Annotated in this window: 14 protein-coding genes; 8 read left to right on the top strand and 6 right to left on the bottom strand. The window is 33.3% G+C overall.

Annotated elements, in window-relative coordinates; all coding sequences use genetic code 11:
• Nucleotides 1-96: 96 nt before the first annotated feature.
• Nucleotides 97-2,481: a DUF4238 domain-containing protein gene (locus DK866_RS03130; RefSeq protein WP_109407700.1), complete on the bottom strand. Its 2,385-nt coding sequence runs from the start codon at nucleotides 2,479-2,481 to the stop codon at nucleotides 97-99.
• Between the two features lie 54 nt (nucleotides 2,482-2,535).
• Nucleotides 2,536-2,958: a hypothetical protein gene (locus tag DK866_RS03125; protein WP_109407699.1), complete on the bottom strand. Its 423-nt coding sequence runs from the start codon at nucleotides 2,956-2,958 to the stop codon at nucleotides 2,536-2,538.
• Between the two features lie 122 nt (nucleotides 2,959-3,080).
• On the opposite strand from DK866_RS03125, the gene DK866_RS03120 reads away from it, so the two are divergent.
• A complete protein-coding gene (locus DK866_RS03120; RefSeq protein WP_109407698.1) occupies nucleotides 3,081-3,860 on the top strand; it encodes a nucleotidyltransferase domain-containing protein in 780 nt (259 codons plus the stop codon).
• On the top strand, nucleotides 3,844-4,899 hold the full coding sequence (locus DK866_RS03115; RefSeq protein WP_109407697.1) for a DNA polymerase beta superfamily protein: 1,056 nt from the start codon (nucleotides 3,844-3,846) through the stop codon (nucleotides 4,897-4,899). The genes DK866_RS03120 and DK866_RS03115 overlap by 17 nt, the downstream gene beginning before the upstream one ends.
• Nucleotides 4,900-5,021: 122 nt before the next feature.
• On the opposite strand, the gene sra is transcribed toward DK866_RS03115, so the two are convergent.
• Nucleotides 5,022-5,255 carry a stationary-phase-induced ribosome-associated protein gene (sra, locus tag DK866_RS03110; protein ID WP_109407696.1) on the bottom strand — a complete coding sequence of 78 codons (234 nt, stop codon included), beginning with the start codon at nucleotides 5,253-5,255 and terminating at the stop codon, nucleotides 5,022-5,024.
• A 391-nt stretch (nucleotides 5,256-5,646) separates the two neighbouring features.
• Nucleotides 5,647-5,955, bottom strand: coding sequence for a divalent-cation tolerance protein CutA (gene cutA, locus DK866_RS03105; protein ID WP_109407695.1), 309 nt, complete (start codon nucleotides 5,953-5,955; stop codon nucleotides 5,647-5,649).
• A gap of 371 nt (nucleotides 5,956-6,326) precedes the next feature.
• Between cutA and DK866_RS03100 the strand changes: the two genes are divergently transcribed.
• The 4 genes from DK866_RS03100 to DK866_RS03085 all read left to right on the top strand — a co-directional run bounded on the left by DK866_RS03100 (nucleotide 6,327) and on the right by DK866_RS03085 (nucleotide 9,819).
• The gene (locus DK866_RS03100; protein WP_109407694.1) at nucleotides 6,327-7,310 is read left to right on the top strand and encodes a sugar-binding transcriptional regulator; all 984 of its coding nucleotides are present in this window, start codon (nucleotides 6,327-6,329) and stop codon (nucleotides 7,308-7,310) included.
• Between the two features lie 254 nt (nucleotides 7,311-7,564).
• Nucleotides 7,565-8,320 (top strand): molybdate ABC transporter substrate-binding protein, encoded by a 756-nt coding sequence (gene modA, locus DK866_RS03095; RefSeq protein WP_109407693.1) that lies wholly within the window; start codon nucleotides 7,565-7,567, stop codon nucleotides 8,318-8,320.
• 102 nt (nucleotides 8,321-8,422) lie between these two features.
• The gene (locus tag DK866_RS03090) at nucleotides 8,423-9,199 is read left to right on the top strand and encodes an ABC transporter permease (RefSeq protein WP_109407692.1); all 777 of its coding nucleotides are present in this window, start codon (nucleotides 8,423-8,425) and stop codon (nucleotides 9,197-9,199) included.
• The gene (locus DK866_RS03085; protein ID WP_109407691.1) at nucleotides 9,193-9,819 is read left to right on the top strand and encodes an ABC transporter ATP-binding protein; all 627 of its coding nucleotides are present in this window, start codon (nucleotides 9,193-9,195) and stop codon (nucleotides 9,817-9,819) included. The genes DK866_RS03090 and DK866_RS03085 overlap by 7 nt, the downstream gene beginning before the upstream one ends.
• A 21-nt stretch (nucleotides 9,820-9,840) precedes the next feature.
• Here the strand turns inward: DK866_RS03085 and DK866_RS03080 are convergent, their stop codons facing one another.
• Nucleotides 9,841-10,533: an XRE family transcriptional regulator gene (locus DK866_RS03080; protein WP_109407690.1), complete on the bottom strand. Its 693-nt coding sequence runs from the start codon at nucleotides 10,531-10,533 to the stop codon at nucleotides 9,841-9,843.
• A gap of 110 nt (nucleotides 10,534-10,643) precedes the next feature.
• Complete coding sequence (locus DK866_RS03075) at nucleotides 10,644-10,901, bottom strand: hypothetical protein (RefSeq protein WP_109407689.1); 258 nt, start codon at nucleotides 10,899-10,901, stop codon at nucleotides 10,644-10,646.
• An 811-nt stretch (nucleotides 10,902-11,712) separates the two neighbouring features.
• Between DK866_RS03075 and DK866_RS03070 the strand changes: the two genes are divergently transcribed.
• Together DK866_RS03070 and DK866_RS03065 are read left to right on the top strand one after the other, a co-directional pair.
• On the top strand, nucleotides 11,713-12,120 hold the full coding sequence (locus DK866_RS03070) for a DUF4878 domain-containing protein (protein ID WP_109407688.1): 408 nt from the start codon (nucleotides 11,713-11,715) through the stop codon (nucleotides 12,118-12,120).
• Nucleotides 12,117-12,674, top strand: coding sequence for a YiiX/YebB-like N1pC/P60 family cysteine hydrolase (locus DK866_RS03065; RefSeq protein ID WP_244179645.1), 558 nt, complete (start codon nucleotides 12,117-12,119; stop codon nucleotides 12,672-12,674). The genes DK866_RS03070 and DK866_RS03065 overlap by 4 nt, the downstream gene beginning before the upstream one ends.
• The last annotated feature ends 55 nt before the right edge of the window (nucleotides 12,675-12,729 follow it).

The raw sequence follows: 12,729 nt of genomic DNA, 5'->3' as shown, positions 1-12,729 counted from the left end.
TAATTTGAACAATTGCTAGACTTACAAATAGTTCGAATTTGCTTGTATGGCGTTTTACGGAGGCAATAAATAGAATGCATTGTTGATTGTTCACATTTAATAGTGGAGGGCTATTCCATAAACCGACCTAACTTGATGTTCATATTTTAAGCAACTCGAGAGGGCAAGTAAGCGCTGTACGTTGACATCATAAAAACCACCTTCAGGGCTCGCAATTTTCAAAGATTCAAGTCTCAACGGTTTACTTGTTTGCTTCAGTAATTGCATAAAGTTAGAAATTTGTTCGGTTAATTGAGAACGTTGATAAATATTGCGGTTGTTGCTTATTACCATTTTATCAGCAGCTTTTAAATAATTTCTAGCATTAGCAAAATAGCTTTGGGATTTTTGAAATGTTTCTAAAAAGCGTTCATCAATTGGAAAAACTTTATAGGTATCAAATACTTCACTCCATGGGAAAGAAGCAATTCCATGTACTCTATGCTGTGCAGACATTAACTCTTGCCATCTTGAGCTACTGTCCGTGACTAATACAGATCCAGTCGCCTGAGCTATTAGTAACGACATTTCATAATTTGGTGCCATTCTAAACTGTAGGAACTGGCCGCTATCTTTGTATCCCGTTTTCTGTAATAACATCAGTGGAGATATTTCAGCTTGGCTTTCTAGCTCATCGATTGTGTTAGTGGCTTCCACCTCATCTAAACCAAATTCATGTATTAGTAACTGAATTCTAGCCTCTCTTGGCATTATTGCAGTGGAATTTAGTAAATCCTCAATAGATATAGAGGTCAGTAAATGTTGATCTTGATTAGTAAGAATTTGTTGTTTCAAGCTACGTTCTTTTGCCATTTCCATCATGCCTCTCATAAGAGGCATATCAAATTCACTAGGGTCTGGGATTAAGTTAATCAAACCAAGCCTAATAAATGGCTCCATTTGTAGCATAAACATGAAATCTTTTAGAGCTTGGTACTTATATCTTGACGGCGACTCAAGAGGGCTAAATTCTGGATTAATGTTATTTGGATTGATGATTGGAGTTTCAATTAAAAAATCATCAAATAGGGAAGCCATTGGTAGCGCATTAGCGCTAATTGTCCTAGCATCTATTGGGCCTGTATACAGACCTCGAAACTTTCCATCTGGCTTAGGCAAAAGTGCGTAAATATCTGTTTCACGTGGCCATAAGGTTGAATAGAAACCATAAATTTCTGTTATATGCTCTTTAGATAATTCTCTCCTGACGTCCAACCAAGTTTTGTCTCTGTTAAGTCCAAGAACATCACGAATACAATTACAGAATGCTATATTTCTTTCCCGGATACTCATAACACTCCATGTTGTACGCAAATCAAGAGGAATATCTCGGCAACAGTTCTTGTATTTCATAGCGCTACCGCAGCCGCATGGTTCGTTTCGACCTAATCTAGTTTCATTTATATCCTTATTAAGATATTTAGCAGGAGGAGTTGTGCGCCCAAGCATGTCCTGATAGTGGATAGTGCCGTCTTCAAATCGCGCATATATTTCTCCACTGTACCGGTATAACATATTTGGTTGAGGTAATAAGACATGTCTTAACTCTTCCCAATTACAATCCACATCATTTTCAGGAAATAACCACTCCTCTTTGCCAGCAGCAACTGTAGCTTTAGCTCTACTCTTAATTATATAGTTGATTTTATTAACATCATCCTCTGTTAAGATACGATTATTGATAAACTCAATTGTATTAACCATGCTTCGGCGCATACGGGTAGCATTTGTTCGTTGTTCAAGTGGGTTCGTATTTTCTGGATTTAAGGCGTACTCAATATTTGACAAAATTAAGCATCGATTTTTATCTAAAGGAAAGATCGTTTGAGACCCTTTTAGGGCAATATCGGGATCATTAGGGTATTTACAAAGCTCAGAGTCAGGAGGGCAGGCATAATTGTAAACAGTTACAGGATGGTCTGAAACTATAAATTTAATGTCTGAATTTTCAGCTGATACGAGCTCTCGAACTCCTTCAGCCCATAAGGTGAAATGCATGGTACGTAATGACTGCATTTCAATCATTAGCTGGAGCTGATCGAGTTCAGGATATTTACTTCGAATCCAATCTAAGCCTTTAGGTGTGCGAAGTTTCTGAGCGTCTAAATAAGTAAAAAAAGCTTTAAAATTTTGGTGCCACTTTTCTTGACTGTCAGTTAGAAAGGCTCGAACAGCTTTGGAGCCATTATCATCAATAGGGCCAAAAAGTTTCTTTTCTATTTCATCATTTGCAAGGTTACCTAAAAATGTTGAATATAGATGTGCTTCATAAAATTGCTGAGCAGCAGTATACCACTTAACATTTTGAGTAACTTTAGACTTACCATTTGGCAAGGGAATTTCTTTGCGTGCCAAATGGCATAGTTGGTTATCACGTTCACTCATGAAACCTTTTTGATGCCATTGAGGAATATAATGATTATTTTTAGTTGTTCTCGCCATCTTTGTATCAGTTCTTAGTTTTTTAATACATTGGAGATATAGTATATTAATGAGTTAGTTTATTGATTTTCTTTTAAGACTAAACTCAGAGGAAACTGTGCTCAGAGCTTTAGACACTGCTTGATGGGTCATCTCTTTTCCTATGTGTTTCATCATATTTTGAGCTATCTCATATTGGCTAAAACCATACATTTTTAGAGCTAACATTCTTTTTTTATTATCAGTAAGTCTTGAGTCAACCATTTTTCTAGCAATATTGCGTATTTTATCTATATCATTAGGCCCTAAAAAAACTCCTGCATTTGTCATATTATCAACAATACTAATTATTTCCTCACATGTTTTTTCATCAACGATAATTGACTCAGAAAATGTATTTTGGATATGCTCAAAACATGTAAGTGATTGAGCGTAATCTATTGTTTTGTCACTAAGATAATAATAAAAATACTCATCTATGAGATTATCACCTGACATAGCATTTAAACGCTCAGGGTTAGCTATTTTTGTATTGGCTTATGTCTGTGTTATAACCATAGAATATTAGCGTTGAGATGTAAATTAGTGAAAAAAGTCAAAAATAAGGAGATAAGGACATCATGCATAATGAGATATTAAAAAAATTACCGCAAATAGAACAAGAGCATCAAGTTAAATTACTTTATGTTGCAGAAAGTGGAAGTCGAGCTTGGGGATTTGCCTCAACAAATAGTGATTACGATGTACGAGGTATTTTTATACGGCCGCGTAATGCTTATCTTTCTATCGATAAACCTAAAGAGACTTTCGAATGGATAGAAAATAGCTGGTTTGATGTAGGCGCTTGGGATATTACCAAAGCACTACACTTATTACGGAAATCGAACTGTATATTATTAGAATGGCTTCAATCACCAATAATTTATCAACAATATCCTAATGTTCAAAAAGAGTTGTTTGAACTGGCAAAGCTCTATTACCAGCCAAAAGTAATTGTTCATCATTATAGAGGGATAGCTAAAGTTGTGAGTGACTATTTTCCAGAAGATAAAACAAGAAATGAAGCTGATGCAAAACCTATAAAATTAAAAAAATGGTTCTATCTATTACGCTCTCTGCTGTCGGCTTATTGGACAGTAAAAACAGGTGATATCCCACCTATGGAGCTAAATAAATTGATAAAAATCTTATCTGTTGAAGAACAAAAAATTATCCACGAATTAGTAGAATTTAAATCAGATAAAGATGAGTATTTTACTTGGGTACCAACGGAAACAATGCAACATCTAATCTTTTTTTTATGGCAAGAAACAGATGTGCAATTAGCAAAGCGAGAAATACCAGATAATGATGTTTTAAATAATTGGTTTAGGAAAAAATTAGATGAAACTGACAATTGAAGATATAAAGCCTTACCTTTTATTTGAAAGCATTGCGGGAAGCCGTTCACATAATCTTGCGACAGAAACATCTGATACAGATATTAAAGGTGTGTTTTATCTCCCTAAAGATCTTTTCTACGGATTGGAGTACACACCACAAGTTAGCAATAAAACCAATGATATAGTTTATTATGAGCTTGGCCGATTTATTGAATTGTTATGTGCTTCGAATCCAAATATTTTAGAATTATTGAATTCACCAGAACAAGTCGTTATTTATCGACACCCATTAATGTCATTAATAAAGCCGGAGTGGTTTTTATCTAAAACCTGCATTCAAACATTTGTTCATTACGCGGAAGGACAAATCAAGAAATCTCAAGGATTAAATAAAAAGATCGTCAATCCAGTCGAAAAGCAATTAAAGACTATTCTAGATTTTTGTTATGTGATTGAAGATGGAAAAACGATACAAGTTAATTCTTGGTTAGATAGTCGCCACTGGAAACAAGAGCAACTAGGGTTAGCTAAATTAGCTCATGCTCAAGATTTATATGCGATGTATTATGATGATACTTCTCTTTTTCAGGGGATCATTAAAAAAGAGAATGCCAATGATGTATTGTTAAGCAGTATTCCTAAAGAAGCTAAAGTGCAAGGTTACCTGAGTTTTAATAAGGAAGGGTATAGCGCATACCGTAAGCAATATCATGATTACTGGCAGTGGGTTGAACAACGTAATGATGCACGTTACCAGCAAAATATTGATCACGGGCGAAGTTACGATAGCAAAAATATGATGCATACATTTAGATTGTTGTATGTTGCATTAGGGATTGCACAAGAAAGTAAAGTAAAAGTTTGGCGTGATAATAGAGATGAACTATTAGCAATTAAAGCAGGTCAATTTAGTTATGATGAATTATTACTGCGTAGCAAAATTCTGATAAGAGATATTCAAAACGCATTTAAATTAAGTTGTTTACCAGAAGAAATTAATTACCAATCAGCAGAATTAGCGCTGATAAATATCAGAAAAGAACTTTATAAACTATAGATGAATAAATTAATTTAGAATTTAATATCCCTTACATAACGTAAGGGATATGCTATTTATTAATAATTTAGTTATAAATTGATATGATAACTATTTATAAAATAGCGTTAACGTATAAAAATTTAATTAGTCGCAAGATACTCTGGGAAAGCATCTGTCAGCTTCATATATATACGTTTATTCTCTGCTTTTTTTCTAAAATCTTGCTTTAAACAGACTTGAGCCATACTTTTTAGCTCAGCAGGTAAGTTCTCAGCATCAGTAGAGGCAATAATGGAAAAACGCACTTTCTTTTTAGACCGACTTAAATTATAAGGTAAACCTAAAATACGTCTTGCGACTCTGTTTGTTTTCACAACTCACTCCTTTTCATGTGTAATTTAGAGAAAGCGTATTGAGTATAGCAGATAATAACGAGAATAAGATGTTGGTAAATCCATTAAATTAGAATTTAAAACTGTTTATCTTCTATTTTTAAAAAATAGAGAATGAAAATATAAAATAATTACTTTTTATGATTTTTCATAAACAAGCTAATATTCAAGATTATTTCTATAAAAAATTGAATACTTATGATTATATACATGTAAATATTAAAGCGGACTCATTGATAATAAGAAAATATATTTAATATTAACGTGACTATACTTGTCTAATAATTGAGATATTGAAATATTTCTTATTAGCAAACTATTATCATCTTCATAAAAATAATTAAAAAAGCTTTCTATAAAATCGAATGTTATTTTAATTCAACGATTGGTGTATCCAATTAAGATAACCTTTAAAACCATTTTCAATCGGTATTATAATAACCTCAGGAGTGTCATAAGGATGTATTTCGATAATTGCATCAATTAAAACGTGTTGCTTGCTTTTTTCGGATTTAATCATCATAAGTACTTCATTATCTTCAATAACTTCATTATTCCAATGATAAATAGATTTTACATGGGGTATCAGATTTACACAGGCAGCCAGTTTTGCATTGATGAGATAGTGAGCGATTTCATTAGCAATCATTTCATTTGGTGCAGTTGAGTATGCAATTATCATTGTTTTTCCTTTTGATATTAATCTATTTATTAACATTGGTGACTAGATTTTGGTGATTTTAATTTTACCAAAATAAAACTTTTTAAAACTTAAAGCTAATATTTTTATTTTTATCGAAATAAAACGGTATTTTCAAAAAAAACTTTCTCGTTATGAACCGTTTACGGCATTATTAAGGGCTTTTTACGTATTATTAGGCTCTTGTAGTAAAGAAAAATATCAGGGTGCCGATATTATTAGTAGATTAATAGAATGTATCTATTTGTGTTATAAGGCTTAATTTAAGCAAGGATATTTTCATCTTCAATAATATCTCTAATATAAAATAAATTAATTAGTCAAAAGATTTATAAAAATTTGTGGGGTTTAAAATGGATAATAATTCGCTAAAGAACGCGAGTTTATTTGATAATGATCCCGTTCTCTATGCTGCGTGGCTTTACTATCAGGACGGACTCAGTCAAAGTGAAGTTGCAAATATTATGGGTGTTTCCCGAGTCACAGTCGTGAAATATTTGCATTTAGCTAGAGAAAAAGGATTCGTAAATATTAGTTTAGATTCATCAGTATTTTCTACGATTGATTATGCAATCAGAATAAAAGCAAAATTCGATCTTAATAATGTGCTTATTTTACCTGATGAAGAAAAAAATAAATCGCAACATACATTAAATATGAACAGAGAAAGACTAGCGAAAGCAGGAGCGATGTATCTTTCTCAAATTATGGGTGATGATGACATTTTAGGTGTCGCTTGGGGACGAACAATTTATAAGTTAGGTAATTATCTTCCACCCAAATCACTAAAGAATGTCACCGTACTACAAATGATAGGTGCTGTTGCACCACAACCTGATTTTAAAACGGCAGAAGCGGCTGCATTAATTGCAAATAAATTATCAGGATGCAGTATTAATTTACATGTGCCTGCTGTCGTTTCGAGTGCACGTTTAGCAATGGAGCTTCAAGCTGAGCCTATTATTAGACGTAATTTTTCAGCGCTGAATCAATGTAATAAAGCACTTTTTGTTGTGGGTAATACATTGGATGATAATCCTCTAGTGACAACCGGCGTGTTAACCAGCAGTGAAATGGCGCAATACCGCGATTTGGGTGCTGTAGGGGTGATTTGCGGACGCTTTTATGATTTGCAAGGCAATCCTCTGGTTTCTGATATTGACCTTAGGATAATGGGAATAAGCTTAGCTCAGTTAAGGCAAATACCTCAGCGACTTTTTATCGCCGGAGGTGTGGAAAATATTCAAGCAACAATAGGGGTGATAAAAGGAGGTTACGCTACTGATATTGTTATTGATGAAGTGACGGCCTTGGCATTATTAGAATTAGAAAGCTAATAATAAAATCCTCGTGAAGACGGGGATTTGTTGGCGAGCTACTATTTTTATAATCTACTTATTTCTGATAGAAATGAACATATTGAAGTGTTTATTTTAATCAGCTTCTTTTGTAAAACTCATAGATAAATAAAAGGGTAAAAATGATAAGTTGTTAACATTTTTCTCTTTTTTTATATGAGCCTCTTGCCTTAAACTCTTATATCATTCATTATATAAAAAATTATATAACGATAGTTAGGGTTACCTATTTTATGAAACGCCAATTACTCGCTGGCTTAGGGCTAGCACTAGGATTAATTTGTCATAATACACTGGCAGCTGAGCTTCATCTTTATGCTGGCGCTGGTTTAAAACAACCAGTAGAACAAGTTGTTACTGTATTTGAAAAAGAAACTGGAAATAAAGTCACTATTGAGTATGGCGGTTCAGGTCAAATATTAACACGCTTTAATTTAACTAAGCAGGGAGATCTATTTTTTCCTGGCTCACAAGATTATGTGGAAAAGTTAGATAAAGAAGGGCAGGTTGTTAACCAATATTCTATTGTTCGCCATATTCCCGTGATTGCTGTACGCAAAGATAAAGTGGGCGATATTAAAACGTTAGAAGATCTTGCGAACAGTTCATTAAAGCTAGGTATGGGTGATGCTAAAGCTATAGCATTAGGAAAAAGTGGCGAACAACTTATTGATGCATCAGGTCAAGGTGATAAATTACGCGACAAAGTAGTTGTACGTACAGCAACGATTAAACAATTGCTTATGTATTTACTTAATGGCGAAGTGGATGCCGCTATTATTGGATATGCAGATGCAATGAAAAACCAAGATAAATTGGTTTTACTTCCAGTACCTGAAGGTAGTCCTGAAGAAGTGGCAACTCTGGCAGTTTTAAAAACATCAGCAAATCCCAAAGAAGCACAATTACTTGCTGATTATTTTACACGTGCAGAGGGTATAAAAGCTTTTACTGATTATGGTTTTCTTCCTGTAATTTCGAAACCATAGATTTTTTTTCTCACATAAATTGTGTTTTTTCGCCACCAACTCACTGGTGGCTTTTTTCATTATTACAGCAAAATAAATTTTATTTTTAGAAAAGGAAATAACGTGTTTCGTTGGGCATTAATTCCACTTTTTTTATTGTTATTTCTGATCTTAGGATCACTAATTGCATTAATATGCCAACTTTCATATGTTGAACTTAGACAAGTCATTACTGATCCTGAATTTCATTTTGCTATTGGTATGTCACTTAGTACGGCATTAACTTCTTTATGTTTGGCAATTATCTTAGGTGTACCTGCCGCATGGGCAATGGCAAGAATTCCTTTTAAAGGACATCGCTTTATTGATGCGTTATTAGACTTACCTTTGGTTACTCCTCCATTAGTTATCGGTATCGGCTTATTATTATTGTTAGGAAATCAGGGACCTTTGACGGGTGTTTTTCCTGAATTATCTCGCTCTCTTTTTTCACCGTTAGGTATTATTATTGCTCAAACTTATGTCGCTAGTGCGATTATTATGAGAAATAGCCTCTCTGCCTTCAAGTCTGTTGATCCCGCTTATATTCAAACTGCGCAAAATTTAGGATTAACACCAACAAAAACATTTTTCTTGATTGAAATACCATTGTGTTGGCCAGCTTTAATGAGTGGAAGCATTATTGCATTTTCTAGAGCTTTAGGTGAGTTTGGCGCTACATTAATGTTAGCTGGTGCAACAAGATTAAAAACAGAAACGTTACCGATGGCAATTTATCTAAATATCGCCAGTGGAGACTTCACTTTGGCAATAGGTTGTGCGCTTGTTCTTATCGCTATCGCGATTACTTTATTATTTGCGTTGCATCGTTTACAGCGAGAAAGGAAGGCATCATGTTAGAAATTCATTCATTAACATCGGGTATATTAAAAGATGTCTCGTTAAAGGTAGAGAAAGGAACTTGTTTAGGAATAAGTGGTACATCAGGAAGCGGTAAAACTACACTTTTAAATGCGATTGCTGGATATACTTCGTACTCTGGAGATATCTACCTTGCAAATAAAAATATAAATGAACAGCCAGTGTGGTTACGTTCCTGTCGATATTTAAATCAACGGCTTTATTTATTTCCATTTATGACGGTGACTCAAAACTTATGGTTAGCACAATATGGTGCAAAACAGAAACGAAGCAAGGAGAGAGAAAGGGCGATATTAGAGCAGATGGGAATTGAACATCTTGCTACACGTTATCCTCATCAAATTTCAGGAGGGGAACAACAACGCGTGGCTTTGGCAAGAGCTCTTATTAGCCAACCCAAACTTTTACTACTGGATGAACCTTTTTCGAGTTTGGATTGGGAAACACGTTATCAGCTTTGGGATTTAATTGATTCCTTAAAATCTAAGGAAATAACGATGATCATGGTTACTCATGAACCTCGTGAAATCAGAGCGCTAGCAGATAAAACGGTTTTATTGTCTAAAGGACAAGTTGTTACTGAAAATTCAATACGTTGAAATTATTGCTTTGATTATTGATTACCAAGCCATTACTGACCAATGAATGATACGGCCCATAATTTTTACAGAATCAGTTTCTGCTGATTCGTCAGGGAATTCGTCTTTATTATAGCTACGTATAATTAATTTGCCGCCTGGTTGACGATAAAGCAGTTTTATTCTGAATAAGGCATCTTGTTCGATAGCATAAATGCCACCATCTACAATGCGTGTGTTGCCTGTATCAACAGTAACCGTTGATCCATTTGGGATAACGGGAGACATACTATCACCATAAACAGAAAAACAAATGACATTTTGTGAGGAAGCGCCATAACGACGTAATGTGCTTTTAGAAAATCTCAATTTATATCCGTTATGATCTTCGTTAGTACAACAACCATCACCAGCCGCAAGTTCAATACTTTTAAAGTAGGGGATTTCTACTTCATCAGCACCTAAAGGGGTATTGCTATCCCATTCACTAACAGGTTGCCATTCATTTTCAGGTGGAATTTCAGAAGCAACATTAGGTTGCTCTTCACCTTCTAATAGCCAAGCTAAATCACAATTTAATGCTTTTGCTAATTCAGGTAAAAAACGAGGACGTTTAGTTTTACCACTTTCTAGCTGTTCAATAGATTGCTGTGTGGTATTTGCTAAAGTAGCAAGTTCTGACTGTGTTAAACCTAACGCAATGCGCTTGTCTTTGGTTCGTTTCGCAATAGACATTAGTGACTCCTAATACGTGTCCTTACATATTCAAGTACAAAGAGTATATCGTAAAAAGAAAACAAATTAAATTGTATTTTATCTTAATAATAAAATTAAGGGTAGGTTAACTACTTAATTTGGAAAACATCATCTGCACTGTTTGGTGGCGTGAGATAAGGATTTTCATCAGTAACATCAGGATCTCTTAAGACTTCTCCACAGAAAATAATAAGGTCAGGTCTTTTTTGTTTTAAGTAGTTAAGTCGAGTTGTGCATTCATCTTTAGTATAAATAGTTTCTGTAACAGGAACTGCATCGCAAGAATCATTTCCACAAGGACTTACCAATAACACGTAACCGACCAGCATGAGCTGTGAAGTAAACATAAAATATCCTTTTAACTATTCATGTTTGGTCATCAAAATCAGACAGCTAGATTACCTATTTGTTGATAAAAAAGCAGTTTCTATTTGTCTTAAATAGGATTAATGATGCAAAAAGGTGTATGTGATCACAATTTTTCTAGTGTTTGTTTGTATTTGTCAGTGATGTGTTATAGGCAAGTAGCTCAAATAATAGGGGTGAATACGAGAAAATATATTGTGAAAACAAATAGAATTGTTTTTTAACATGATTTAATGTTGTAATATTGTTATTAATGTATTGGGTTGATACATCTCATAAAATATTAATATAAATAATGCTGGTTAAGTAGATAAATTAGGACTCATTACATTATATTTAGTCTAAATTAAAGTAATTACTATAATAAATAGAGAATAATTTTATTTTAAAGATCTTTTTAAAATATTGGTGCTTAGTATTCTTAATCTTTATCTTTAATAGGTTATTAAAAAACGAAAAAGTTAGATAAGTCGATAGAGTGAGCTTTTTAATATATTGATTTATAAGAATAAAAATAGTTATTTTATGGTGTTATCTGTTGAGTATTTAAAATGTTCTTTTTATGAATACTGAAAGGCTATTTTAAAGTAATTTCTTTTCAAAAATAAATAATGATATAAAAATATGCCGAAATTTATTTTTATCACGTATAATTTAATAGAGAAAAGTTAAAGTAGTGTTCTTTATTGAGTTAATTATTAAATAATGTATTAATTATCTTATATCTTAATATAGGACATCTTTTTATAAGTTTCATCGGCCAAAAATATCATGCTAAGGTAAGGATAAATTATGTTAAAAAAAGTCATGGGAGCCCTATTTTTTGTATTGGCAATAATAACACTATCAGCGTGTGGTGATAAAACAGATGATCCGGGACAGGCTGCAGTTGCATTTGTTGAAGCGATTGCTGCAGGGAATAGTGATAAAGTTATTTCATTAAGTTACTTAAGCGAAATGCAAGGAGATCCAAATACTGAACAATTTAAAAATAAATTTAAAATGATTGTAGAGGAAACGGGTAAGCAAGTTAAAAAGCAAGGTGGCTTGAGTAAAGTTGAAGTTATCAGCGTTGAATATAGTGAAGATAAAAATAGTGCGATTGTGATATTAAAAACTAAATTAAAAGATGGTGTGGAAAAAACTCAAGCACAAGAGATGATTAATGTTGATGGTAAATGGAAAGTTAATTTTAAGTGATTACTCGTGCCTTTACTATTTTAATTTTATTCTTAGCGGGTGCATTTTATGCGCTCGCTTTACCTCTTGATTTAAAAAATGGAGATTTAGTTTTTCGTGAAGGTGATGAAGTTATTAGTGAAATAATTAAGCAAGTTGATAGAAGTGGATTTAGTCACGTAGGAATGGTGTGGATTTCAGATAATGGTATTAAAGTGATCCATTCAACACCAAGTGAGCATATAGGTATTAAAGATGGTGTTACCATTGATAATATAGACTTCTTTATTAGTCGAGCAAAACCCAATACTGTTCGTTTTTATCAAGTAAAAGGAAGCGAGGAAGCTAGAAATAATGCCGTAAAGATCGTATTAAAGCGCGTGGGAGAAAACTTTAGCATTTATTCCAAGCAAGGGGTTTATTGTACAGAATTAGTTGCTGATGCATGGCTAAAAGCGGGGGTATCTATTTCAACAGGAACTCAAACATTAGATATGCCGTTTATTTCAGATATTCCTCTTATTTTTCCTGAAAATTTAATTAATTCTGAAAATGTAATTCTTTATCCTCAATAAACGCTATGATTAGCTTCTTTTCAAATCTCTACAAATACAAAGAGACAAATAAATT

Source organism: Proteus genomosp. 4 str. ATCC 51469 (assembly GCF_003144375.1).
Classification (GTDB): domain Bacteria; phylum Pseudomonadota; class Gammaproteobacteria; order Enterobacterales; family Enterobacteriaceae; genus Proteus.
The sequence above is the reverse complement of the archived record's forward strand: the minus strand, read 5'-3'. Positions and strand labels throughout refer to the sequence as shown.